Source organism: Bacillus basilensis, assembly GCF_050630465.1.
In the GTDB taxonomy this organism is placed as follows: domain Bacteria; phylum Bacillota; class Bacilli; order Bacillales; family Bacillaceae_G; genus Bacillus_A; species Bacillus_A basilensis.
Map to the genome: position 1 here is coordinate 62892 of NZ_JBNTQO010000009.1, position 23530 is coordinate 86421.

The window sequence follows — 23530 nt, forward strand, 5'->3', positions numbered from 1 at the left end:
CTTTTTCTTTAAAAAAATTGTTACAAACCGTACTGATTATAATAAAGATTTATAAAAGTAATCTCTAATTTATAAAAATAAAAGGTTTTTTGAAGTGCTTTCCGAATCAATTTAGTAGTTTACATATCGAAGGTGGGGAGAAAGAATCATGAAGATAAGAGAAGCGTTATTTAGTGAAGCAAATGAATTAAGTGAACTCGCACTACATTCAAAAGCAACGTGGAATTATAGCGAAGAATTCATACTTGCTTGTAAGGAAGATTTAACAATTACAGAAGAGTATATAAATAATAATTTTGTATATGTTTTAGAAAATGATAATACGAAGATTGGTTTTTTCTCATTTTTACGCAATGATAAAGCTCTCGATTTCCTATACATTCATCCTCGTTACAAAGGGAAGGGCTACGGGAAAAAACTTTGGGAGTTTGTAATAGAAAAAGCAAATGAACTAGGGTTAAAAAGTTTTACGATTGATAGTGATCCAAATGCAAAAGGATATTACTTGAAAATGGGAGCAGAGTTAATAGGAGAGACACCATCCACTGTTTTTAAGGGTCGTTTACTGCCTCTTTTGAAATATGATGTGTAAAACTATTAATAGCAGGAGAAGATGAGAATGGATAATGTAAAGAGAAAGCAAATATGTGAAGCACTAATAAGATCGTGGTCGATTGAAACAAGCTCAAAGTGGCCAATTGAAAATCCAGCAAAGGGACAATGTGGTGTTACAGCTCTAGTCGTTCAAGACATATACGGAGGAGAGATTAAAAAGACAAAAGTAAGAGAGGCGTGGCACTTTTATAACTGTATAGATGGTCAGCGCTTTGATTTTACAGAGGCTCGATTTAATGAAAAACTGAATTATACGGATGTAGAATCAAAGCGAGAAGAAGCATTTGCAGATACAAATGAAAAACAATATAGCATTTTGAAGAAAAAGATAACGAAAGAATTCAAATTATCTTTTGACTCTTAATCTTTAATAAGTTACTATAATGGTGGTAACTTATTAAAGGGAACTTCATAGAGTTGAAAGGGGAAATACTTTTGAAAACAACTTATGTAAACGCTACAATCGTAACGATGAATGAACAAAATGAAGTGATAGAAAATGGATATATCATTGTAGAAAATGATCAAATTATAGATGTAAATAGCGGGGAATTTGCTAATAATTTTGAAGTAGATGAAGTAATTGACATGAAAGGAAAGTGGGTTTTACCAGGGCTTGTAAATACACATACACACGTTGTAATGAGTCTCTTAAGAGGTATTGGCGACGATATGTTATTACAGCCGTGGCTTGAGACGAGAATTTGGCCACTTGAAAGTCAATTTACTCCAGAGCTTGCGGTCGCTAGTACGGAATTAGGATTACTTGAAATGGTGAAAAGTGGTACAACAGCATTCTCTGATATGTTTAATCCAATTGGAGTAGATCAAGATGCAATTATGGAAACGGTATCAAAGAGCGGAATGCGAGCTGCTGTTTCAAGAACTTTATTTAGCTTTGGAACGAAAGAAGATGAAAAGAAAGCAATTGAAGAAGCTGAGAAATATGTGAAGCGTTACTATAACGAAAGTGGTATGTTAACTACGATGGTTGCACCACATAGTCCATATACATGCAGTACAGAACTGTTAGAAGAGTGTGCACGTATTGCAGTAGAAAATCAAACGATGGTTCATATTCACCTTTCGGAAACAGAGCGTGAAGTACGTGATATTGAAGCACAATATGGAAAACGTCCAGTAGAGTATGCGGCAAGTTGCGGGTTGTTTAAACGACCAACAGTTATTGCACACGGTGTAGTATTAAATGAAGATGAGCGTGCATTTTTAGCAGAAAATGATGTTCGAGTAGCTCATAATCCGAATAGTAATTTAAAACTAGGATCTGGTATAGCGAATGTAAAAGCGATGCTAGAAGCAGGAATGAAAGTAGGAATTGCAACAGATAGTGTGGCATCTAACAACAATTTAGATATGTTTGAAGAAATGCGCATAGCAACATTATTACAAAAAGGTATTCACCAAGACGCAACAGCGTTACCGGTTGAAACAGCCCTTTCACTTGCGACTAAAGGAGCTGCTGAAGTAATCGGTATGAAACAAACAGGATCACTTGAGGTTGGAAAGTGTGCTGATTTTATTACGATTGACCCATCTAATAAGCCGCATTTACAACCAGCGGATGAAGTGTTATCACACCTTGTATATGCTGCAAGTGGAAAAGATATAAGCGATGTAATTATTAACGGAAAACGTGTCGTTTGGAATGGCGAATGTAAAACGTTAGATGAAGAGCGTATTATATTTGAAGCAAGTCGATATAAACGAGGTTTGCAAAGATAGGTATTTTTAGGATGTGGAGAAAGTCTTCTCCACATCCTGTTTTTGTGTGTGAACTTTTTTTATGTGTCGACATTGATAAAAAGAGGGAAAGGATAGATTTTTTATCAGTGTTGATTAATAAAACAGAAGAGAATGATTTAGATAAAATCACTAGTTTCAAAAAATCCTTTACGTAATAATGATTATATGAAGTATTTTGATGCTACTTATTTTTTGTCTCGTTGACCCATTTAATAATGTCCTGGATGACGTACTCAGGAACATTAGCAGGGATTTCATATTCACTAGGAAGACTTAATTCCCCATCACCCTCCGTGAAGAAATGATTCAATTTTGGGTATTCATTGAACTGAACATTCCTGCGGTTTGAAAGCCCTTCCTGCCATTTTGTATATTCATTTTTTACTGTTACTTGATAATCGCGTGCTCCTTGCAGAATCAGTAAAGGCTCTTTTCGTGATCTTGCCTCTTCAACTGGACGCCACCTAGAAACATCATACATAAAATGAGGCGACCCAAAATTGTAGCCAGATGGAGGATGGTCAGGATTGAAAGTAGGATCTTGGATAAAAGCGACCTGTCTTTTTAGTTCATCGATTACTTCCTTTGGTGCCCCTAGGTATTGATTCTGATCAATGGCAATGTCAGTCAATGGGCGTGCAGGTGGTGCGAGTAAGATACTTCCTCTAACAAGTGAGGAAGGTGATCTGCTTAGTATACGCGGCATTGCGCCAGCTCCTAGACTATGTCCAAGAATGAAAATGTTATTTGGATCAATGCCTTCCTGCTGCGCTGCTGATTTTGCTGCATGTATGGCATCATCTGTAGTATCACGGTCTAACGTAACAGGTTCTGCACTCATCTTTAATGTGTGTGCTAAGGTGCGTTTTTCATAGCGCAACACTGCAATTCCGTTGGATGAAAGGCCCACCGCAAGGTCTCGTAAGATTTTTGTTCCCAGATATGTACTATCGCGATCATGGATGCCAGCACCATGAACAAGAACAACTACGGGTACCTTTTCACCAGGCTTATGTTTTGGAACTGTTAATGAGGCTGGTAACGGATAGGTAGAATTTCCAATGACGATTTCACGTTCTTGATAGGAAGCAGGTTGATCATATCTAGGATGCGGGATAATATAAGATTCAGGAGGCGTCCTTACCCCAACTTCATCTACTTTCCCGCCAGGTGTGAATTTAAAGAGTAATGGTATGGTAGTTCCTTCAATAGTTCCTGAAATTTCCACCGTCTGATGGACCAGGTTTCGTTCTTTTATCAAGGGGGGTTCCATGCTTTTTATCCCGCTCCAGCCACTTTGTATCCACCAGTTTTGTAATGTGTTTGCTGTAAACTTGGATTGAAAAGCAGCAGACGTTAACTGAAGTGCCTCTGCATACTTACCTTGCTGGAGATATTCAAGAAATAATGATGTACGCTCTGTTAAAGAGACTCGTTTCTTTTCTACAGGTTGTTTCTCACGTGTATCTGCGTGAATAGCTGTTGTTGTAAGCGGAAAAGATGAAATACCTAAAGAAAAGAGTAGGGTAAAGGAAAGTACTGATTTTTGTATTTTCTTTTTTTTATTCATGTTTTAACCTCCAATATGTGATGGTAAAAAACAGGTATGATAATTAAGGTTCTGTTGTAAAAACGTCTAAACCATTGATATGTTCATCTAAAACCAACAGTTCTGGTTTTGTCGTAATCGCTCTAGCAACTCCTAATCTCTCTTTCTTCCTTCGCATTATATTTTGACTATACGAAACAAAGTTCTCGTTTTTCTTACTTGATTCTTACAAAATCCTTAAGTGTATAACTTGACCTGGATTCCAAAAAACAAAACGGCATTGCTGAATGGAGATACGAAGATATCCCAACCAAACTGTACCCTATACGCCTATTAAGTTAATTATGGGGGGATTTATATGAAACAGAAGAAAAGTTAAAGCAAAAAGGGAGGTATACAATAGGAGATTTGTTATAAATACTTGAGCTTACAGCGCAGATTATACATTCAATCTTTAGCTATCCTTTTTAGAAAGGTAGCTTTTTTCTTGAACGAATAAATATTCAAAAGAATGTCGCATCTTTCTGTTAGTATTTCTGCTATAATATATTACGCTTTATAATATTTTATATTTAAGGAGAACAATTCATGAAGCTAAAAAAGAGCCATTTAATGGTAATGGCACTTGTTACATCTTTATTATTAACAGCTTGTAATAATAAGGAAAATAAAAGTGATGCAGAGGCAAAAAAACAAGTATTAAATGTAACAGTATCAGAAGAAATTCCTTCTCTTGATACTGCGAAAACGATGGATGGTACGTCAGCGCACGTTATGCAAAACATATTTGAAGGGTTGTATGTATTAGATGATCAAGATCAGCCTATTCCAGCGGTAGCAAAATCGTTTAAAAGAAGTGAAGATGGTAAAAAATATACATTTGATTTGCGTAAAGATGCAAAATGGTCAAATGGTGACAATGTAACAGCAAATGATTTTATGTTTGCATGGAAACGTGCAATTACCCCTGAAACAGCGTCTCAATATGCGTCCATGCTCTTTTATGTGAAAAATGCGAAAGAGATCAATAAGGGAACGATGCCTCATGATGAACTTGGGGTTACGGTTATAAATGATTATAAGTTAGAGGTTGAACTAGAACAGCCAATTCCTTATTTTTTACAGTTGTTAGCACTACCTATATACTTACCACAGCATGAATCATTTCTGAAAGAACAAGGAAAGAATTATGCATTGGAATCTAGTAATCTCATATATAATGGCCCATTTGTATTAGAAAAATGGAAGCATGAACAAGAGTTTCAACTAAAGAAGAATGCTACATATTGGGATCAAAAGAAAGTGAAATTAGATGAAATAAATTTTCAAATTGTAAAGGATACAATGACGGCTGTTAATTTATACGAAGCTGGTAATTTGGACCGGGTGCCTATTAATTCTCAATTTGTAGACAAGTATAAAGGGAATAAGGAATTACATATGTCGAGTGATCCTGGAATTGCTATGCTACGTTTTAATGAAAAAAATAATGCATTAGCAAATAAAAAGGTACGTCAATCTATTTCATTAGCGTTAAATAAAGAGGACTTTGTTGCTCACTTTATTAATAACGGGGCAAAATCTGCAAGCGGACTTGTACCAGTTGGTCATGTAAATGAAGAGACTGGTAAAGATTTTAGAAAAGAAAACGGAGATCTTTCTTCATACGATTTACAAAATGCGAAAAAGATTTGGGAAGAAGCGAAAAAAGAGCTTGGAGTAGAGCAAGTAAACTTCGAGTTTTTAACATTTGAACAAGATAATGCAAAACGTATGGCAGAATATATAAAAGGTGATTTAGAAAAGAATTTGCATGGATTAACGATACAAATTAAACAACAGCCATTTAAGCAAAAATTACAGTTAGAACAAACAGGTGATTACGATATAACTATGGCAAATTGGGGACCTGACTATAAAGACCCAATTAGTTATTTAGAGCTATTTACGACGGGTAATCAGAATAATAAAATGAATTACTCTAATTCTCGTTTCGATGAATTAATAAAGAAAGCGAAAACTGATTTTGTACTAGAACCAGAGAAGCGATGGGGAGCATTGCTAGAAGCTGAGCAGATATTATTAGAAGATGCAGCTGTAGCACCGCTGTATCATATTGGTTCAGCATATGTACAAAAGGATTACGTAAAGGGAATTGAAAAGCATCAATTTGGTGGTGTTTATACTTATAAGAATGCTTATATCGCTAATGAATAAATACAAAAAACCTTACTTTTTAAAAGTAAGGTTTTTTACAGAGGGGCAGGGAAATCCTTTGGTAGTGTTCCCGGCATATAAAGAAGATAAATGCAAAATTGTAGGTACGTATTCATAAGAAGTTACTTGAATATGGTTGCTATTCTTTATAGGGTTTTAATATCGGAAGAAGAATAGAAATATAGCATACATGGAATAAGGGAATGTAGTACAAATCAGCATACAAGCATTCTCTTGCTGTAACCATGTTTGTTTTTAATTATATAAAAAAAATATTAGATTATATATTTTGTCCTTGGTATACTTAAAAGGTAATTTGGAGTATTAAGATGAATTGATAGAGAAGTTTGTTTGTAATTATTTGAGTATTATAAAAAATGATAGGAGCTTAAGTGTTCGATTGGAACCGGGCTTTTTCTATATGAATTAATTGGTATGTATAATACTTGGAGGGATATTAATTTGGGGATATCGGTGATTTGGTTTAGAAGTTAATGTTAAGGAATAAAGGGGAAAATTAGTATGAATAAGAAAGTGAAAAATTTAAAATATTTTATGATTATATTAGCTTGCATTGCAATTTTTGGGACAGTTTTACCTAATGCATTAGATCCAAATGAATCATTAGCAGGGAAAATTTCAATTGCAACTTTCGGTACAATTGGAGCTTTTTTACTATTCTCTATAACTTATTTTATTGTAAAAAAAGCTATTTTAAGAGGTGGGAAATAAGATGGGACAAAATTTAGAGTTAGAATTACTTCCAATAGGATCTGTTGTAATGTTTAAAGATTGAGAACATCCATTAATGGTTTAAGGAAGAAGACGGATGGATTCTGAAACAAAAAAACACGGGATTATGTATGTTGTTATTTCCCTTGTGGTAATATTTCTTCAGAGTGCAATTTCTTTTTGAATTATGAAGATATTTCTAGTGTGTTACATCTTGGTTTTATTAATGAAACAGAATTAGAGTTTCAAAAATTATTTAAAAAAGAAATTGAAGAAAAGCAGCGATTCTTTTAAGATGTTGGTATTTTTGAAATAGTTAAAGAATGAATCTTAATTCATATACATAAAAAAGGAGAATTTCTATGAAATCACTACGTTTATTTATGATCCTCACTCTTGTTGTATTGTTAAGCGCGTGCAATACAGCAACACAAGTTACAAAGGTTCAAAAAAATGGCGAAACGACTTTGAAAATTGGTTCCCTGCAAGGGTATTACGATGTACAAACGCTTAAAGCTGAAAAAGGAAATGTGGAAATCCCTTATGAAGCAGCCGTTGAAGAAGGTACGATTTTATTGCAAGTTACAAAAGATGATAAGGTTATTTATGAAGAAGAAGTTACTTCTCAAAAAGAAGGCTTGCTTTCTTTTGAAGCGCCAAAATCCGGATCATATGATTTAATTGTACGCGTGAAGGGTGAAAAAGAGAAAGCAAAAGAAATTCAAGTACATACTAAGCTATGAAAAAACGGCAAGTGGAGTGCACCCGCTTGCCGTTTCAATTTTCAGTGGATTCTGTTACAACATACGTTTATCAATTTAAGAAGTGATCCTCCGAAATTCCTAATGAAGATAAAATAAGAGATAAACAAAAGAATGTGTTACAACCTTGGCATGTTAGTAACGAAATTGATAACTCTCTTTTACATAATAAAAAGACTGGGTTTGATGCATTTGTATTTGAAAGAGGTGTAGATGGTAAAAAGCAAGTAGTAGCATTTAGGGGGAGGGACATAAGGTGACGCTCTTTTTGGAGAAGGTGTCTCAGAACTAACTACAGATATTGATTATATATGGGGGTAAATAAGTTGAAAAACATTGAAGTTCTAAATACATACATTAAAGGGATTTCTGATGCTCTCCCTACGTGGTTAAAGCATCTAATCGAGGCAGAGGAGATACATCAAAACTATGAGAATGTACAAGTACTTGGTGCATTAAAAACAGATGCGGTGTTGTACTATGTACACCGTACGCTGCAAGTGTTAGATGGGTTGCCTTTAGATGAAGAAGCGTATCGTATTATTGAAAGGGTACTAACGTATAGTGAGCTTGCAAAGGTAGGATCTTTAAAACAGCGGGAGCAATGGAAGAAAAGCGGGATTAATCTATTGGTACATAACGAGGGTTCTGCTGATATCTTTAGTGATATTCAGTTTAACGAACGTATAGAGACAAATTTAAACTCTACTGAGTATTTGTTTGTTCGAGATTTAATTAGAATACATGGATTAATCGGGCAGTATATACGCGGGGAGGCTCGTTTGGGCTCTCATGTTGATTTGATTAACACGTATAAAGAAGAGTACGGGGACGTTAGGTTAAAAGAGATTCTATACTATCTTAACCAATGTATTATTGAGGGCGTATCAAAATCCTTGTGGATTGAAGTAAAGAACGATGTGAAGATTACAATTGATGGTCTATTTGATGGTTATGTGGAGCCGTTTACTTCTCGCATACATAGACTCACGCCAAAACATAAGGAGTCAGCATTTGAAAAAGATATAGTTATGGGGAGCGAGAAGGGTGACGTTCAAACATTCTTATCCGATAAGGATTTGTGGTATGTAGAACCGTCTATGCATGCTCTTAGCTTTGAGGATATTTGGACAGTTTTTGTTATGTTAAAGAACGAGATAGGCACTAGAAAGGTTCAGCATATACATTTCGAGAAATTGATGCAGCAGTTGCACTATGATTTCAAAGGCGAGAAAAAGGACAATGTGTATCGTAAGCGGGTTATTGAGAAGTATCTACGGGAGTACCGTGAGAACGAGAAGCCGAATACAACACATGTTTCTTTTGAGGTTAAAGTCGATGAAGATATGAAGACTGCGTATGTGTCGTTTCAGTTTTCTGCTGTAGGTGAGGCTTTAATTACCTTCTGTGTAGAGGCAGAAAAGATAGATATGATGCATGCTCGGGCAAATGTATTGCTGTTTGATTTCTTCGGATTACGTAAGGATGCATATGATAGATTCCATAACGAAGAAGTGTATCTGGAGCATATGAATAGCTCAGCTGATGATAAACGAATTATTCTTGATTATATAAAGGGAGATACGATTGTAGATGTCGGAGCCGGTGGTGGTGTCATGTTAGACATGATCGAAGAAGAGAACGAGGATAAACGAATCTACGGTATCGATATTTCCGAAAACGTGATTGATACGTTGAAAAAGAAGAAGCAGAACGAGGGGCGTTCTTGGGACGTCATTAAAGGGGATGCAATCAACTTAAGCAGCTCGTTTGAAAAAGAATCGGTTGATACGATTGTATATTCTTCTATCCTTCATGAGCTGTTCTCTTATATCGAGTATGAAGGTAAGAAATTCAATCATGAAGTAATTAAAAAAGGGTTGCAGAGTGCCTATGAGGTGTTAAAGCCAGGAGGTCGTATTATCATTCGTGATGGCATCATGACCGAAGATAAAAGGTTAATGCGGGTGATTCATTTTAAAGATGCAGGCGGAATGAAGTTCTTAGAGCAGTATGTCCAAGAATTTAAGGGGCGTATAATCCATTATGAGGTACTTGCAGACAATACAGTCAAAATGCCTGTTAATGATGCAATGGAGTTTTTATATACGTATACTTGGGGCGAGGACTCCTTCGTTCATGAAGTGCAGGAGCAGTTTGGAATCTTTACACCAAACGACTATAAGGATTTCGTAAAGGGGATTTTTGGAGATAAAGTAAACATTGTTCAAGCTATGAACTATTTGCAGGATGGATATACAAATCATTTTAGCGAGAAAATCGATTTTACAGATGAGTCTGGGAATGCAGTTGCGCTGCCAGATAGTACGTTCTTTATGGTTTTAGAAAAGAGGTAATGCTGTTGAAAATCTTTAAAAATACAATTTTAAAAAACTTAATTTAAATTTGATGTGTTGAAGAAAGCCGCGATGTTTATAAAAAGTTGTATAGTTTTATCCCCTTTAGATAATTTAGTCTAAAGGGGTATTTATATTGAAAAAAAGAGATTCTGTAATTGTTGAAGAGGAAGGTAGAGACATTAGATCAACAACAGGGCAGGAAGAGTATGATATGTGATGCATCTCACACCATAAATACATATATAACTTTACAATTAGAATATCAATTGATGGGGGGGTTAATCTTGATGAATCGTGATTTTAATAAAAATCCATTTATTGTAATATGGGAGTTGACAAGAGCATGTCAATTAAAATGTCTGCATTGTCGTGCAGAAGCACAGTATCATCGTCATCCTCTAGAGCTAACATTCGGAGAAGGAAAAAAACTAATCGATGATATATATGAAATGGAAAATCCAATGCTTGTATTTACTGGTGGAGATCCATTAATGCGTCCAGATGTATATGATATTGCGGAATATGCAGTGAAAAAAGGTGTTCGAGTATCTATGACGCCAAGCGCTACTCCGAACGTTACGAAAGAAACGATTCAAAAAGCAAAAGAAGTAGGACTTGCTAGATGGGCATTTAGTTTAGATGGACCAACAGCTGAAATACACGATCATTTTAGAGGGACAGAAGGCTCATTTCAATTAACGATGAATGCGATTCGTTATTTGCATGAATTAAAAATTCCTATTCAAATTAATACTGTTGTTTCTAATTATAATGTGGATGTACTTGAAGAGATGGCAATGTTAATAGAAGAATTAGAATGTGTACTTTGGAGTATATTTTTCTTAGTTCCAACAGGGCGAGGTAAGGAAAAAGATATGATTTCACCAGCCCAACATGAAAGGGTATTCCATTGGCTATATCAGCTTAGTAAAAAGGTTTCTTTTGATATTAAAACAACAGCTGGTCAGCACTATAGACGTGTTGTGATTCAAGAAAAAATGAAAGAACATAAAAAGGAAAATCAGGTCATTCAATATCAGGATGTATTGATGAATGGGACGACTGGGCGAGTTGATGGGCTTGGGCGTGCTCCAAAAGGGGTGAATGATGGAAACGGTTTTGTATTTATTTCTCATATTGGAGATGTATATCCAAGTGGGTTATTGCCGATTAAAACCGGGAATATCAGAACAACATCGCTAGCTGAAATCTATCGAAACTCCCCTGTTTTTCAAAATATTCGTAATCCTGACAAGTATAAGGGGAAGTGTGGTGTTTGTGAGTTTCGATATGTTTGTGGGGGATCTCGTTCTAGAGCATATGCAATGACGGGGGATTACATGGAAAGCGAACCTTTCTGTGTATACATTCCAAAAGCATTGCGAAAACAGAAAAAGAACGTAAAAAAGGGACATGAGTAAGAGCTTGCCCATATCCCTTTTTTAATGTCTTATAATGTATAGTACTTCGCATCCTTCATTAAAAATTTACTACCTATATCTGTTGTTCTGAAACAAGTTTTTTACACATGAATTCTATTAAACCGATTTTAATAAAGAATAATAATTCGTGTCATAGGGGATATCATCTTGATACATATAATTTTTTAGAACTCCTTCTTTTTCAAAACCTAATTTTAATAGAACTTTATTGGAAGCCTCATTTTCAAGAAATACAATGGCCCCGATACGCTTTAAATGAATGGTATGGAAACCGTATGATATAACCTCAGAAACAGCTTCAGTCGCATATCCTTTTCCCCAGTATTCAGGGAAAAAGGCATAACTTAAATTAGCTCGTTTATGCTCGGAAGACCAATCATGAAATCCGATTGTTCCAATGAGTTCTTTCTTATCTTTTAATTCGATTCCCCACTTTATACCGCTCCTTGCATGGTAACTCAACTTAAAGTTATGAATGACTTGTTTCACTTGATCAACATCCTGTAATGGTTTTTGGCCATAGTAGCGCAGTACATCAGTATTAGAAAAGCATTGTAGTATACTCGGTGCATCTTCTTCGGTAAGTTCTCGTAAAATGAGTCGGTCGGTTTTCAATATAGGAAACATACTTTCACTCCATTTCTTCTGAAACTAGAATGTGTTGTTATTATATAATTTAGTCTGAAAATAAAGATTATTCAAGAGGGAAGTATGGTTTTGATATATGATAAAATTGATTGTGGAATAAATTACAAAAAGAGGTTTACATATGGAGACATACTCAATTTTAATTGTAGATGATAATAAAGATATTGTTCGATTTGTTCATGTGAATTTAATGCAAGAAGGTTTTAAAGTTTTTAGTGCTTATAACGGAGAAGAGGCTTTAGAAATAATAAATAATAACAGAATTCAACTTGCTATTTTGGATATTATGATGCCACAAATGGATGGAATAGAATTGTGTAGAAGGATTAGAGAGAAACATAGTTTACCAATTATGTTTTTAAGTGCAAAATCATCGGACGTGGATAAGGTAATAGGATTTAGTACTGGAGCAGATGATTATATTGTGAAGCCATTCAGTACAATTGAATTTATAGCGAGGGTGAAAGCTCAATTAAGAAGGTATACATATTTCAATCAAAATGCTGTCCAAGAAATAGAAAAGAAAATAAACATTAGAGGGTTAGAAATAGATGAAGTGTCTAGAACAGTAATGTTATATGGAGAAACAATCAATCTTACGAAAACTGAATATGATATTTTATACTTAATGGCAGCTGCAAAGAATCGTGTGTTTACTATTGAAGAAATATATGAGAGTGTTTGGAAAGAAAGAGCCTATGAAAGTAATAATACAGTAATGGTTCATATCGCAAGATTGAGAAATAAAATTGAAGAGAATCCAAAAGAACCGAAGTTTATTCAAAATGTTTGGGGAGTCGGATATAAAATTGAAGATTAAATCATTACAAGGCATTAGAGCTAAATTTTTTATTGCATTCATATGTAGCATCTTGTTAGCAACTGTAAGCATAATAGCGTTTCAAATGTTAATTGGAAATATATATAGTCATGTTACTGCGTTAGAGGAAAAGTATTCATTTTTATATTTTATAGTTTTTTTGATTTTTACTACGACATATTTTGCATGTATGACAAAAACAATGATGAAAAGATTATCTGAAATTAATAGGAATGTGAAGGAAATAAGTAATGGTAATTTTGAAATACATATACCTATTTCAAAACATGACGAGATTGGTGAATTAGCGACGAATGTTAATAGAATGGTGAAAAGTTTAAAAGAGGCTATCGAGAATGAAAAAAAATCACAGGAAATGAAAAATGAAATGATTAGTAATATTTCTCATGATTTACGAACTCCTGTAACATCTCTAATCGGTTACGTGGACCTGTTAGGAAATCAGCTTCATTCAAATAGAGAAGAATGTGAACAGTATGTAAGTATATTAAAGCGAAAGAGTTATGAATTAAAAAATCAAGTAGATGATTTATTAGAATATTGTCAAATAAATTATAGAGAGATTGAATTACATAAAAGTGTAGCAAATATGAAAGCTTTTATTGAACAAATTATGATTGATTTTGTGCCACAACTAGATGATGCTGATATGAGCTTTTGTATTAAGGGTGATAAGGAGTTACATGTGGAAATGGATGTAGCGCTTATGGTGAGGTTATTCGAAAATGTAATTAGTAATAGTATTATGTACGGGAAAGACGGAAAGGAGATTCTTATTCAAGTTTCTAAAAGAGATATGAATGTTGAAATAGAAATTAAAAACTTTGGACAATGTATTCCGAATGAGAACCTTCCTTACGTTTTTGAGAAGTTTTATCGGGGTGAAAAATCACGTAGTTCTCATACTGGTGGAAAAGGAATGGGACTTGCAATTGCGAGAAGTATAGCAGAACTTCATAAAGGAGATATCACTGTACGTAGTAACGATAAAGAGACAGTTTTCACTATCGTTTTACCACAGTATAAAGAAATGTAAGAAAGTCGTAAGTATTTCTTTTATATGCCGTAATTTTCACTTCGTATCATGTAGAACAAAGATATGAGAGTAGGGATACAACATGTGGAAGAAATATGTATTAGTAATTGTAGTTGCTTTTTTAATTATAAGTTGGAGTGTAATTTATTTAGCTGATGGTGTTATATCAATCGTTTTTTGGTGGAGTATACAAGCATTTAGCCTAGTATCAATTTTTATTTTAATAGCATCAGTATTACTATTTGTGTGGAAAGGTATTTTCAGAAAGCGAATAGATAGAACGCTACTCTTCATTGTGCTTTTTTCTATAATTGGAGCTTGGCCCTTAGGATGGTTCGCTAACATAGGCGGACTTGCTTACCCAGCTGATGTACAGTCTATGAACCCTAAAATAGTCGTTCGTTTTCCTTTAAATGAACGAGCACTAGTAGGCTGGGGTGGTGATCGGTTAGAAACGAACTATCACGTTATAAAGCCGAATGAACGATGGGCATATGATATTCTCATTCCACCTGCTGAAGTAAAAAGTAATAAGTTAGAGGATTATGGAATATTCGGAGCGAAAGTAATGGCACCAGCTTCTGGGACGGTTGTATCTATTAATAATAATGACCACGATTTAGTTCCTGGATCGGATAATTTTCAGTCGATGGCGGGGAATCACATATATTTACGAGTAGATGAAACAGGGACATTTTTGATTCTTGCCCATTTAAAGGAAGGATCAATTAAAGTGAAGGAAGGACAACATGTAAATGAAGGAGAGGTTCTTGCTCAAGTTGGTAACTCAGGAAGTTCAAGTGAACCACATTTACATATTCATCATCAAAGGCAGGATCCATCAAAGGTAAGTATGTTTTTTGCGGAAGGATTGCCACTGTATTTTCAAACTGAAAAAGGTACGATGATGCCAGAAAGAGGGACATACATGAGTGGTAAGTAGAAGGAAAGTAATTCAAACAAAAAGGGTATTCCAAATTGAAATTGGAATACCCTTTTTATTAACCCACAAATGTTTGATACAGTAAGAAAATATTTAAAACGATAACAAGTGCAGCAATGATCCAAGCGATAAAGGTAGTTATGCGGTGATTAACGAGTGCACCCATAATTTTTTTACTACTTGTAAACATAATAAGTGGTACTAATGCAAAAGCAATACCGAATGATAGGACGACTTGGCTCATGACTAGAGCGTAAGTTGGATTTACACCAAAAGCGATAATAACTAATGGTGGAATCATTGTAATAAATCGGCGTAAGTATAACGGAATATGCATTCGAATGAATCCTTGCATGATAATGTCACCAGACATTGTACCGACTGAAGAGCTAGATAAACCAGCTGATAAAAGTCCGATTCCAAATAAAGCAGCGGATGCAGGTCCAACTAAGTTGCTAAATTGATTAAAAGCAACATCAAGATCTTCAACATGTAAGCCGTTTTTAAAGAATAGTGCGGCAGCAACAATTAACATACTTGCATTAATTGCTCCAGCGATAACCATTGCGATAATAATATCAATAAACTCAAAGCGGAAAATCTTTTTCTTTTGTTCATCATTTGTTCCGACTACGCGGCGCTGCGTTAAGGCGGAATGTAAATATATTGCATGTGGCATAACTGTCGCGCCTAAAATACCAGCTGCTAATAAGATACTATCCACGCCTTGGAATTTTGGAATGAATAGTCCTGAAAGTAAAGGACTTAATTCCGGTTTTGCATAGAAAACTTGTACACCAAAAGCGATAACAACGATAAAAATCATTCCTGTTATAATAGCTTCTAATGGACGGAAACTTCTGCGTTGAAATTCAAGAATAATAAATGATCCAGCGGCTGTAATTAAAGCGGCTGGTAACATTGGAATCCCGAATAATAAGTACAATCCGAGTGCCGCTCCAATAAATTCAGCTAAATCAGTCGCCATAATAACGAGCTCCCCTTGAATCCATAAACCGATGGAAACAGGTTTCGGGAAGTTTTCTCGAGCAATTTCAGGAAGGTTTCTACCTGTAGCAATTCCTAATTTAGCGGATAAAGTTTGGATTAATACAGCCATTAAATTAGAAGCGAGTATTACCCAGAGTAATAAATACCCATATTGTGATCCAGCAGCAATATTTGTGGCGAAATTGCCAGGATCAATATAAGCAACTGAAGCGATGAAAGCAGGACCTAAGAATGGTAATAGTCTTTTTAAGCCTTTCGTTTGCCCGCTTAATGCTAAATGCGCTGATTGAACAGTTGTACTTTGAGAAGGGACTTGTTCATCTTTTGATATATCTTTATTCATAGTAGTTTTCCCCTTTAAAATGTTAACTTGATGAAATTATTGTATTTATTCTTACTTATTATTTCAATACATTTAAATATAATATGTGTATTTTCATTTGAACATAAATGTTTCCTTAATGCAAATTATATGACTTTGTGCAATCGATGGTGTGAAGATACGAAATCTTTTTGGAAGTTTATGGTTGATGTGTAAGGGGGAAGATAATAAATTAAAGGGCTATTTTTGAAATTTATGTGAACATAAAGCCTATAATACAGCATATTAATTGATGGAAATGAATTTGTATGATATATAATATATTGGGATTACAACATAACCACAGTGTTTTGGTATGTAATCTTGTTTTTTATTTTTGTTAACTGATAGAAAATAGTATAAAGAGAAGAAAATGGGATGCATAAAACTTTGGATACATTTTCTTATTATATATGTTTTGATATGAACGTTAACTTATACATGATTTTAAAAATTAGATAGGTGGTAGAAATACATTGGCAACTACAAAACCATACAGAGTATTACTATATTACATGTACACAACAATTGAAAATCCTGAAGAATTTGCGGCAGAGCATTTAGCATTTTGTAATTCACTTGAATTAAAAGGAAGAATCCTTGTAGCTAAAGAAGGAATTAACGGAACTTGTTCTGGTACTGTAGAGCAAACAGAGAAATACATGGAAGCAATGAACAACGATCCACGTTTTGACGGTATCGTATTTAAAATAGATGAAGAAGAAGGGCACGCATTCAAGAAAATGCACGTACGTCCTCGTCCAGAGTTAGTTACACTTCGTCTAGAAGATGACATTAACCCACACGAAATAACTGGGAAGTATTTAGAGCCAAAAGATTTTTATGAAGCAATGAAACAAGAAGATACAGTTATCATTGATGCACGAAATGATTATGAGTTTGATTTAGGACACTTCAAAGGTGCGATCAAACCAGATATCGAATCATTCCGTGAATTACCAGACTGGATTAGAGAAAACAAAGAAACACTTGAAGGTAAAAAGATTTTAACGTACTGTACAGGTGGAATTCGTTGTGAGAAGTTTTCTGGTTGGTTAGTTCGAGAAGGCTATGAAGATGTAAGTCAGCTTCATGGCGGAATTGTAACATACGGAAAAGACCCAGAAGTACAAGGTGAGCTTTGGGATGGACAATGTTACGTGTTCGATGAGCGTATCGCTGTACCAGTAAACCAAAAAGAACATGTTATTGTTGGTAAAGACCACTTTACAGGTGAACCTTGTGAGCGCTATGTAAACTGTTCAAATCCAGAATGTAACAAGAAAATTTTATGTTCTGAAGAAAACGAAGCGAAATATTTACGTGCATGTTCTCATGAATGCCGTGTAAGCCCACGTAACCGCTACGTAATACAACATGAATTAACTGAAGAACAAGTAGCTGCTGCGTTAGAACAAATCGAAGCAGGAAAGTAAGTCGAATGAGTATAGCAAAACGAGAAGAAGTTACTCCAAAGTTCATTTTGGAGTAACTTCTTCTTTTTGTCAGTTTTTGTCGGTAAGTCGATATGTTCGAAAAATCGCTGATATATTTCGAGTTTTGCTGATATATTTCGAGTTTCGCTGATATATTTGAAAAATCGCTGGTAAAAATTTCATGTACTGAAGCGCGCTACAGATGGATAATTTGAAAATAAACTTTTTTAATTCTCATCATCTTTCTCTTTCACAGCAGATAACACTGTTTGTTTGACCCATGCTTTTCTTCTTCTATGCTGTACCCCCCATTGATATAACCCTTGTGCACCTAAAATAAGTGAAATGACTATACCGCTAATTGCTATTAAAAGAGCGAAAAATTCAAGGGGCGAAGATATTTTGTTTGAATCGGTGTTTCTTAAAAGATCAATCATAGTAAATCCTAACATTTGGCCTACTACAGAGTAGAGGGTTAAAATTAATAACAAAAGGCTATCTTTTTTTGAAGCGACATTTTCTTGATATTTAAACAAACTATCAAGATTTTGTTTTGCGTTCGAGTATAAAATTTCGATGTTAAAAAGTTTTCTTAAGCGAAAGAAAATATCTTCACTCTGTGATTGGGATACTAGCTCTAAAGAAAAGTAATTCGCTGTAAATGAATTGATTGAATAAATTAATTTCTCTATTTCATTTGTATCTTGTTCAATGTTTAGTTCAGCATAAGCGTTTGCCATTTTTAATAAAACGATTTTATGAAATAGATTTAATAACAAAGCGTAATAAAATTCCCCGTACATTTGACTGGCAAGTTTAGTAATTTCGTGTTCTCCCTCATTTGTTACACATGTGAAAATATGTTCTTCCATTATGAAATAGCGATTGGGTGCCCATCTCTGGTAAGCGTGTTGTTTTAAATAATCATGAATATAAGGAAGATTATTTGCACTCACATATGCTCTACCATCACTTGTTAACCCGGAAAGACTGGAAGTACGATAAACATCCACTTCATTAAGTTCCATATCTTCTTTTATAGATAATAATGTTTGAACGTACATTCTTTGGTCTTCAAAGAATGGAAAGGTTTGAAAGTAAGAGCTTCTTAATCTCTTCTTCTCAAAGAAGTCTGTTACGCCATGAAATAAATAACCGAAAATGAACCTTTCCACTTGGGAATATCTTTTTCCATTACACTCAATACAAATCGTTTCGTTTGTATCATTTTTAGTTTCAAGTACACGGAAGCGGGCGGCAAATTCGATTGCTTCTGATAATGACATTTTTGGAGCTGTTTCTACTTCTGTCCGAATGGTTAAGAAGCCAAGTTCATAAGGACAAAGTGTTATGTCAATAGAATGAATCTTGAATGGAACAGAAATAAGATTTGTTATTAAATATCCATTTGAATTAAGGTCTTTAGAATAGCGCTGTAATCCTTTTTGATGCGCTGAATGAGGAAATAGAATTTTATTTGTAAATGAAAGATAGTATGCTTCCATATTTTGATGTGAAACTTGAAACTTTCCGTAGTATGTATTTTCATTTTCAAGATGATCGAGTCGAAAAGGGCGAAAATCATTTTTCTGTAAGAAAGGGAACATATTTTGTTCATATCCAGTTTTAAAAGAAAACGGGAATATAAATTGAAATATAGCTGTTGTTACATCTTTTTCCTCGATTGTTTGTATTGCCTCCATTTACATTGTTTCCTTTCCATATGTGCTATAAAAACAACATGCCCAAATTCATTTGAAAATAACCACTGTTTTATACTATATAAAGAATGAAAATTCAGCTTATTTAGTAGGGGACATGTATAATGTTATGTATACTAAAAGGTATAAGATTATATTTTGAAAAGGGGGATGTTGTATGCGTATTTTAGTACTAGGAGCTGGTGGCGTCGGAGGCTTTTTTGGTGGCCGATTAGTTGAAAAGGGAGAAGATGTTACGTTTCTTGTTCGTAGTAAACGGAAAAAACAATTAGAGGAAGGAGGACTTGTAATCCGAAGTATGAACGGGGATTTTTCCTTCCAACCGAAATTAATAACGAAAGAAGATAGAACTTCTCCATTTGATGTTATTTTATTTTCAACAAAAGCGTATCACTTAAACGAGGCAATTCAAGATTTGAAGCTGTTTGTAGGTAAAAATACTGTAATCATTCCATTGTTAAATGGTATCGCTCATTTATCATTATTACAAAAAGAATTCGGCGAGGAAAAAGTAATTGGCGGTTTATGCTTTATCGAGACGACGTTAAACGATCAAGGAGAAATTGTACAAACTAGCGCTGCCAACAGACTTGTATTTGGAGAAATTAAGTCTCAAGATCCAGAGAGAATAAAGCATATTTCTAAAGCATTTGCAGATACGAAATCTAGTTTTGTTTTAAGTGAAAATATTACGCAAGATATGTGGCATAAATATTTATTTATTACTGTAATGTCAGGTGTGACAACATTAATGCGTGCACCAATAGGACCAATCCGTGAAAGTGAAGGTGGACGTGATTTTATCCGAAGCTTATTTGAAGAATGTGTGCAAATTATGAGATATATTGGGGCACCAGTTAAGGATGAGATTTCCAAGGAACATATGAAAACAATTGATAAAATTTCATATGACATGAAGTCATCGATGCAGCGGGATATGGAAAAAGGTTCGTCTATAGAAGGAAAGCACTTACAAGGATATTTACTAGATGTAGCAGAACAATTTTCTATAGAAGCACCATTATTAGAAGCAGTATATCAAAATTTGAAAGTGTATGAAGAAATGACCTTTAACAGATCAGCAATAGAATTGGATGTATGAAAAAATAAAAAAGAAAGCAATATATAAGTGTATTGCTTTCTTTTTTATGACAATTTATTTATTTCTTTTCGTTCTATCTGTCAAATTTATTTCCTGTTCACGTTTACTGTATAGTTGATTAATTTCATTTGCTAACGCATCTAAATAGGAATCGGAAAAAATAGGCTTCTTTTCTTTAGACATATGGGTCTCCTTTATCGATTTTTTAGTATTCATTATGTATATTTATCGGCGGATTATGCGCAATCATTTTAAATTTTTTCTTTTTCAAAATTTTTGTTTACATTTTGAAAATAAAGGAGTATTATAATCCACAGTTTCAATTTTCTAAATCGCTGAAACCGCATGGTGCGGGGGACCCGTTCTTATGGATTAATACTTAATCCAATGGGGTGAATCCTTGAAAAAGGTAGGGCTACTCATAGGCCCGAATCCGACAGCTAACCTCGTAAGCGTTATATTGAGAAGGAAGGTGGAGCTTGTGCGACAAAAAATATAATGTCTACAAGTCTATTTCGTTATGGCTTGTAGACATTTTTTGTTTTCTGAAGAAATAGTTTATCCGCTGTAACTAGCAGAAAAGTTCGTACAAAATTAATGGAGAGTGGACAGCAGTGGTTTCATCTATTAAAAGATTTTTAATTGGAAGACCGTTAAAATCAACTGAGCTTGGAGAACAAAAGCTCAATAAAACGAAGGCGTTAGCAATTTTGTCTTCTGACGCTTTATCATCGGTTGCTTACGGTCCAGAGCAAATATTAATTGCTTTAGCAGGTCTTGGAGCAATCGCTTATTGGTATTCTATTCCGATAGCTGTTGGGGTATTAGTATTATTGACAGCCCTTATTTTATCTTATCGACAAATTATTTTTGCTTATCCGCATGGCGGGGGCGCGTATGTTGTATCAAAAGAAAATTTAGGGATGAACCCAGGCTTAATTGCTGGAGGATCTTTATTAGTCGATTATATTTTAACGGTTGCGGTAAGTGTGTCTGCTGGTACAGATGCGCTAACATCTGCTTTTCCTAGTTTACATGCACATAATGTAATCATTGCGATTATATTTGTTATATTTATTACTATTTTAAATTTAAGAGGGGTAACGGAATCAGCTTCCGTTTTAGCATATCCTGTTTATTTATTCGTTTTAGCACTATTTATATTAATTGGTGTAGGGATATATAATATTTTAACGGGACACGTTTCACCGACTTTACACACGCCAATTGGAACGCCGGTTGCAGGAATTAGTTTGTTTTTACTGTTACGAGCATTTGCATCGGGTAGTTCGGCTTTAACAGGTGTAGAGGCGATCTCTAACGCAATTCCAAACTTTAAGGATCCTGCACCTAACAATGCAGCGAAAACATTGCTTGCAATGGGAGCATTACTTGCAGTGTTATTTTCAGGGATTGTTTTCTTAGCTTATTATTACGGAATTACTCCAAGTAAAGAAGTAACAGTTGTTTCTCAAATTGCTGAACAAACATTTGGACGTAATTTCATGTACTATTTCATACAAGGTACAACAGCTTTAATATTAATTCTTGCTGCTAACACAGGATATTCTGCATTTCCGTTATTAGCAGTTAACCTTGCAAAAGATAAGTTTATACCGAGAATGTTTACGATTAGAGGAGACCGCCTAGGTTACTCAAACGGTATTATTATACTTGGAATCGCTTCGATTATTTTAATTGTAGCCTTCCAAGGGCAAACAGAACATTTAATCCCGTTATATGCAGTAGGTGTATTTATTCCATTCACACTTTCTCAAACTGGGATGGTATTAAAATGGCTTCGTGAAAAACCAGAAGGATGGGCTTTGAGATTAACGATTAATTTAATCGGTGCAGTTATTAGTTTTATCGTAATGAGCATGTTCTTTTTAACTAAATTTGCACAAGTTTGGTCGATCCTTATTTTCTTACCTGCCATCATCTTCTTGTTCCATCGAATTAAGAAGCATTACGACGCGGTGGGTGATCAATTAAGTTTAAAAACTTGTGAACCACTTGTTCCAATTGAGGGAAATGTAATTGTTGTTCCTGTAGCTGGTATGACTCATGTGGTGGAAAATTCATTGAACTATGCGAAGGCTCTTTCGGCAGATCAAGTTATTGCTGTATATGTTGCTTTTGACAGAGAAGAGGAAAAGAAATTTGAAGAGAAATGGAAGAAGTGGCAACCTGAAGTAAGGCTTGTTACCTTACATTCTCATTATAGAAGTATTATTCAGCCACTAACAAAGTTTATTGATACAGTACAATATAAAGCGAGTGAGTCAAATTACCGGGTTACTGTAGTTATACCACAGTTCATTCCGAAAAAAGGTTGGCATAACATTCTTCATAATCAGTCTAGTTTACTCATTCGTGCGTATTTACTCTATAAAAGAAATGTTGTTATTACGACAGTTCCATATCATTTGAAAAAATAAGAAGGTTTTTAAGGATAGCTTTACGAAAGTGAAGCTATCCTTTTTGTGTATACACTATGCATAATTGCATATGGGTCTGAAAGTTATATTAATATATTTTTTGTGTCTATGAATAAGTAGAGGTTTTTGTTGTGATATATGGATATTTCAATTGTAAAAGTGAAGCGGATTATATTTTGAAATAAGGACAGGAAAGCTTGAAAATAAAGGGAATGAAAATACTTCTTTACGATAGATAAATAGCTGTGTTTAAATGACCTTACAGTACAAAACTTATATGAAAACAAAACGGAATTTCATATTTACTTACGTTATTTAGTTTAAAATGAATAATATTTTTATGTAATATATTCACTGTATCAATGTGGAAAATGAGATCCGACAGAAAATTTATGCAGTGTTATTCATACTAAGCATATGTGAAAAGTTATGAAATGTTTTATAACAATAAGTAAGTACTGTGGCAATAAAAATTAGGAGAGATGGTTCGTACGTGAATCGCGGTGAGAACGTTCTCTATTTTAACCATCTCAAACTATGTGCAAGAAAA

19 protein-coding genes, 2 pseudogenes and 1 riboswitch are annotated in these 23530 nt (G+C 34.5%); of the genes and pseudogenes, 15 read left to right on the top strand and 6 right to left on the bottom strand.

Annotation, left to right across the window (positions count from 1 at the left end):
* Window positions 1-148: 148 nt before the first annotated feature.
* The 3 genes from ACQVV1_RS17865 to ACQVV1_RS17875 are packed head-to-tail and all read left to right on the top strand — an operon-like array spanning window position 149 to window position 2358.
* Window positions 149-592 carry a GNAT family N-acetyltransferase gene (locus tag ACQVV1_RS17865; RefSeq protein ID WP_242251440.1) on the top strand — a complete coding sequence of 148 codons (444 nt, stop codon included), beginning with the start codon at window positions 149-151 and terminating at the stop codon, window positions 590-592.
* A 27-nt stretch (window positions 593-619) separates the two neighbouring features.
* A complete protein-coding gene (locus ACQVV1_RS17870; RefSeq protein WP_431169288.1) occupies window positions 620-979 on the top strand; it encodes a YunG family protein in 360 nt (119 codons plus the stop codon).
* Between the two features lie 53 nt (window positions 980-1032).
* Window positions 1033-2358, top strand: coding sequence for a bifunctional S-methyl-5'-thioadenosine deaminase/S-adenosylhomocysteine deaminase (locus tag ACQVV1_RS17875; RefSeq protein WP_242251444.1), 1326 nt, complete (start codon window positions 1033-1035; stop codon window positions 2356-2358).
* A gap of 202 nt (window positions 2359-2560) precedes the next feature.
* Here ACQVV1_RS17875 and ACQVV1_RS17880 read toward each other — a convergent pair whose 3' ends face one another.
* Both ACQVV1_RS17880 and ACQVV1_RS17885 read right to left on the bottom strand, forming a co-directional pair.
* Window positions 2561-3949, bottom strand: a complete 1389-nt coding sequence (locus ACQVV1_RS17880) for an alpha/beta hydrolase (RefSeq protein WP_431169289.1) — start codon at window positions 3947-3949, stop codon at window positions 2561-2563.
* Window positions 3950-4013: 64 nt separating this feature from the next.
* Window positions 4014-4094 (bottom strand): annotated as a pseudogene (locus tag ACQVV1_RS17885) (hypothetical protein); the annotation flags it as partial.
* A gap of 422 nt (window positions 4095-4516) precedes the next feature.
* Here ACQVV1_RS17885 and ACQVV1_RS17890 point away from each other — a divergent pair.
* The 6 genes and pseudogenes from ACQVV1_RS17890 (at window position 4517) to ACQVV1_RS17915 (ending at window position 11419) form a co-directional block, all read left to right on the top strand.
* Complete coding sequence (locus ACQVV1_RS17890) at window positions 4517-6145, top strand: peptide ABC transporter substrate-binding protein (RefSeq protein WP_431169290.1); 1629 nt, start codon at window positions 4517-4519, stop codon at window positions 6143-6145.
* Window positions 6146-6667: 522 nt separating this feature from the next.
* Window positions 6668-6877, top strand: coding sequence for a hypothetical protein (locus tag ACQVV1_RS17895; RefSeq protein WP_431169291.1), 210 nt, complete (start codon window positions 6668-6670; stop codon window positions 6875-6877).
* Window positions 6878-6953: 76 nt separating this feature from the next.
* Window positions 6954-7171: pseudogene (locus ACQVV1_RS17900) on the top strand (DUF4176 domain-containing protein).
* A gap of 68 nt (window positions 7172-7239) precedes the next feature.
* Complete coding sequence (locus tag ACQVV1_RS17905; RefSeq protein ID WP_000838924.1) at window positions 7240-7620, top strand: BA_1872 family lipoprotein; 381 nt, start codon at window positions 7240-7242, stop codon at window positions 7618-7620.
* A 344-nt stretch (window positions 7621-7964) separates the two neighbouring features.
* Entirely contained in the window at window positions 7965-9995 is a 2031-nt protein-coding gene (locus ACQVV1_RS17910) for a class I SAM-dependent methyltransferase (RefSeq protein WP_431169292.1), read from the top strand.
* A 290-nt stretch (window positions 9996-10285) separates the two neighbouring features.
* Window positions 10286-11419, top strand: coding sequence for a TIGR04053 family radical SAM/SPASM domain-containing protein (locus ACQVV1_RS17915; RefSeq protein WP_242251449.1), 1134 nt, complete (start codon window positions 10286-10288; stop codon window positions 11417-11419).
* A gap of 117 nt (window positions 11420-11536) precedes the next feature.
* Here ACQVV1_RS17915 and ACQVV1_RS17920 read toward each other — a convergent pair whose 3' ends face one another.
* Complete coding sequence (locus tag ACQVV1_RS17920; RefSeq protein WP_063224275.1) at window positions 11537-12067, bottom strand: GNAT family N-acetyltransferase; 531 nt, start codon at window positions 12065-12067, stop codon at window positions 11537-11539.
* Window positions 12068-12209: 142 nt separating this feature from the next.
* Here ACQVV1_RS17920 and ACQVV1_RS17925 point away from each other — a divergent pair, with 142 nt between their 5' ends.
* From ACQVV1_RS17925 to ACQVV1_RS17935, 3 genes are all read left to right on the top strand, one after another.
* Window positions 12210-12908 (top strand): response regulator transcription factor, encoded by a 699-nt coding sequence (locus ACQVV1_RS17925; protein ID WP_242251450.1) that lies wholly within the window; start codon window positions 12210-12212, stop codon window positions 12906-12908.
* Window positions 12898-13965 carry a HAMP domain-containing sensor histidine kinase gene (locus ACQVV1_RS17930; protein WP_242251451.1) on the top strand — a complete coding sequence of 356 codons (1068 nt, stop codon included), beginning with the start codon at window positions 12898-12900 and terminating at the stop codon, window positions 13963-13965. Before ACQVV1_RS17925 ends, ACQVV1_RS17930 begins: the two co-directional genes overlap by 11 nt.
* An 82-nt stretch (window positions 13966-14047) precedes the next feature.
* Window positions 14048-14908, top strand: coding sequence for a M23 family metallopeptidase (locus tag ACQVV1_RS17935; RefSeq protein WP_242251452.1), 861 nt, complete (start codon window positions 14048-14050; stop codon window positions 14906-14908).
* A 58-nt stretch (window positions 14909-14966) separates the two neighbouring features.
* On the opposite strand, the gene ACQVV1_RS17940 is transcribed toward ACQVV1_RS17935, so the two are convergent.
* On the bottom strand, window positions 14967-16262 hold the full coding sequence (locus ACQVV1_RS17940; RefSeq protein ID WP_242251453.1) for an Nramp family divalent metal transporter: 1296 nt from the start codon (window positions 16260-16262) through the stop codon (window positions 14967-14969).
* Between the two features lie 494 nt (window positions 16263-16756).
* Here ACQVV1_RS17940 and trhO point away from each other — a divergent pair, with 494 nt between their 5' ends.
* Entirely contained in the window at window positions 16757-17716 is a 960-nt protein-coding gene (trhO, locus tag ACQVV1_RS17945) for an oxygen-dependent tRNA uridine(34) hydroxylase TrhO (RefSeq protein ID WP_063224270.1), read from the top strand.
* 227 nt (window positions 17717-17943) lie between these two features.
* Here trhO and ACQVV1_RS17950 read toward each other — a convergent pair whose 3' ends face one another.
* Window positions 17944-19419: a hypothetical protein gene (locus ACQVV1_RS17950; protein ID WP_242251455.1), complete on the bottom strand. Its 1476-nt coding sequence runs from the start codon at window positions 19417-19419 to the stop codon at window positions 17944-17946.
* A 175-nt stretch (window positions 19420-19594) separates the two neighbouring features.
* On the opposite strand from ACQVV1_RS17950, the gene panE reads away from it, so the two are divergent.
* Window positions 19595-20539, top strand: coding sequence for a 2-dehydropantoate 2-reductase (panE, locus tag ACQVV1_RS17955; RefSeq protein ID WP_242251456.1), 945 nt, complete (start codon window positions 19595-19597; stop codon window positions 20537-20539).
* 54 nt (window positions 20540-20593) lie between these two features.
* On the opposite strand, the gene ACQVV1_RS17960 is transcribed toward panE, so the two are convergent.
* Entirely contained in the window at window positions 20594-20722 is a 129-nt protein-coding gene (locus ACQVV1_RS17960) for a hypothetical protein (protein WP_255446740.1), read from the bottom strand.
* Window positions 20723-20862: 140 nt separating this feature from the next.
* A riboswitch (cyclic di-AMP (ydaO/yuaA leader) is annotated at window positions 20863-21009 on the top strand.
* Between the two features lie 144 nt (window positions 21010-21153).
* On the opposite strand from ACQVV1_RS17960, the gene ACQVV1_RS17965 reads away from it, so the two are divergent.
* Complete coding sequence (locus ACQVV1_RS17965) at window positions 21154-22980, top strand: APC family permease (protein ID WP_242251458.1); 1827 nt, start codon at window positions 21154-21156, stop codon at window positions 22978-22980.
* Window positions 22981-23530 lie beyond the last annotated feature (550 nt).

What these genes read in the sequence shown, in the direction of transcription:
- ACQVV1_RS17890 (WP_431169290.1), top strand. Translation starts at nt 4,517, where the DNA reads ATGAAGCTAAAAAAGAGCCATTTAATGGTAATGGCACTTGTTACATCT.
- ACQVV1_RS17865 (WP_242251440.1), top strand. Translation starts at nt 149, where the DNA reads ATGAAGATAAGAGAAGCGTTATTTAGTGAAGCAAATGAATTAAGTGAA.
- ACQVV1_RS17870 (WP_431169288.1), top strand. Translation starts at nt 620, where the DNA reads ATGGATAATGTAAAGAGAAAGCAAATATGTGAAGCACTAATAAGATCG.
- ACQVV1_RS17905 (WP_000838924.1), top strand. Translation starts at nt 7,240, where the DNA reads ATGAAATCACTACGTTTATTTATGATCCTCACTCTTGTTGTATTGTTA.
- ACQVV1_RS17940 (WP_242251453.1), bottom strand. Translation starts at nt 16,262, where the DNA reads ATGAATAAAGATATATCAAAAGATGAACAAGTCCCTTCTCAAAGTACA.
- ACQVV1_RS17895 (WP_431169291.1), top strand. Translation starts at nt 6,668, where the DNA reads ATGAATAAGAAAGTGAAAAATTTAAAATATTTTATGATTATATTAGCT.
- ACQVV1_RS17950 (WP_242251455.1), bottom strand. Translation starts at nt 19,419, where the DNA reads ATGGAGGCAATACAAACAATCGAGGAAAAAGATGTAACAACAGCTATA.
- ACQVV1_RS17960 (WP_255446740.1), bottom strand. Translation starts at nt 20,722, where the DNA reads ATGTCTAAAGAAAAGAAGCCTATTTTTTCCGATTCCTATTTAGATGCG.
- ACQVV1_RS17925 (WP_242251450.1), top strand. Translation starts at nt 12,210, where the DNA reads ATGGAGACATACTCAATTTTAATTGTAGATGATAATAAAGATATTGTT.
- ACQVV1_RS17915 (WP_242251449.1), top strand. Translation starts at nt 10,286, where the DNA reads ATGAATCGTGATTTTAATAAAAATCCATTTATTGTAATATGGGAGTTG.
- ACQVV1_RS17920 (WP_063224275.1), bottom strand. Translation starts at nt 12,067, where the DNA reads ATGTTTCCTATATTGAAAACCGACCGACTCATTTTACGAGAACTTACC.
- ACQVV1_RS17880 (WP_431169289.1), bottom strand. Translation starts at nt 3,949, where the DNA reads ATGAATAAAAAAAAGAAAATACAAAAATCAGTACTTTCCTTTACCCTA.
- ACQVV1_RS17935 (WP_242251452.1), top strand. Translation starts at nt 14,048, where the DNA reads ATGTGGAAGAAATATGTATTAGTAATTGTAGTTGCTTTTTTAATTATA.
- panE (WP_242251456.1), top strand. Translation starts at nt 19,595, where the DNA reads ATGCGTATTTTAGTACTAGGAGCTGGTGGCGTCGGAGGCTTTTTTGGT.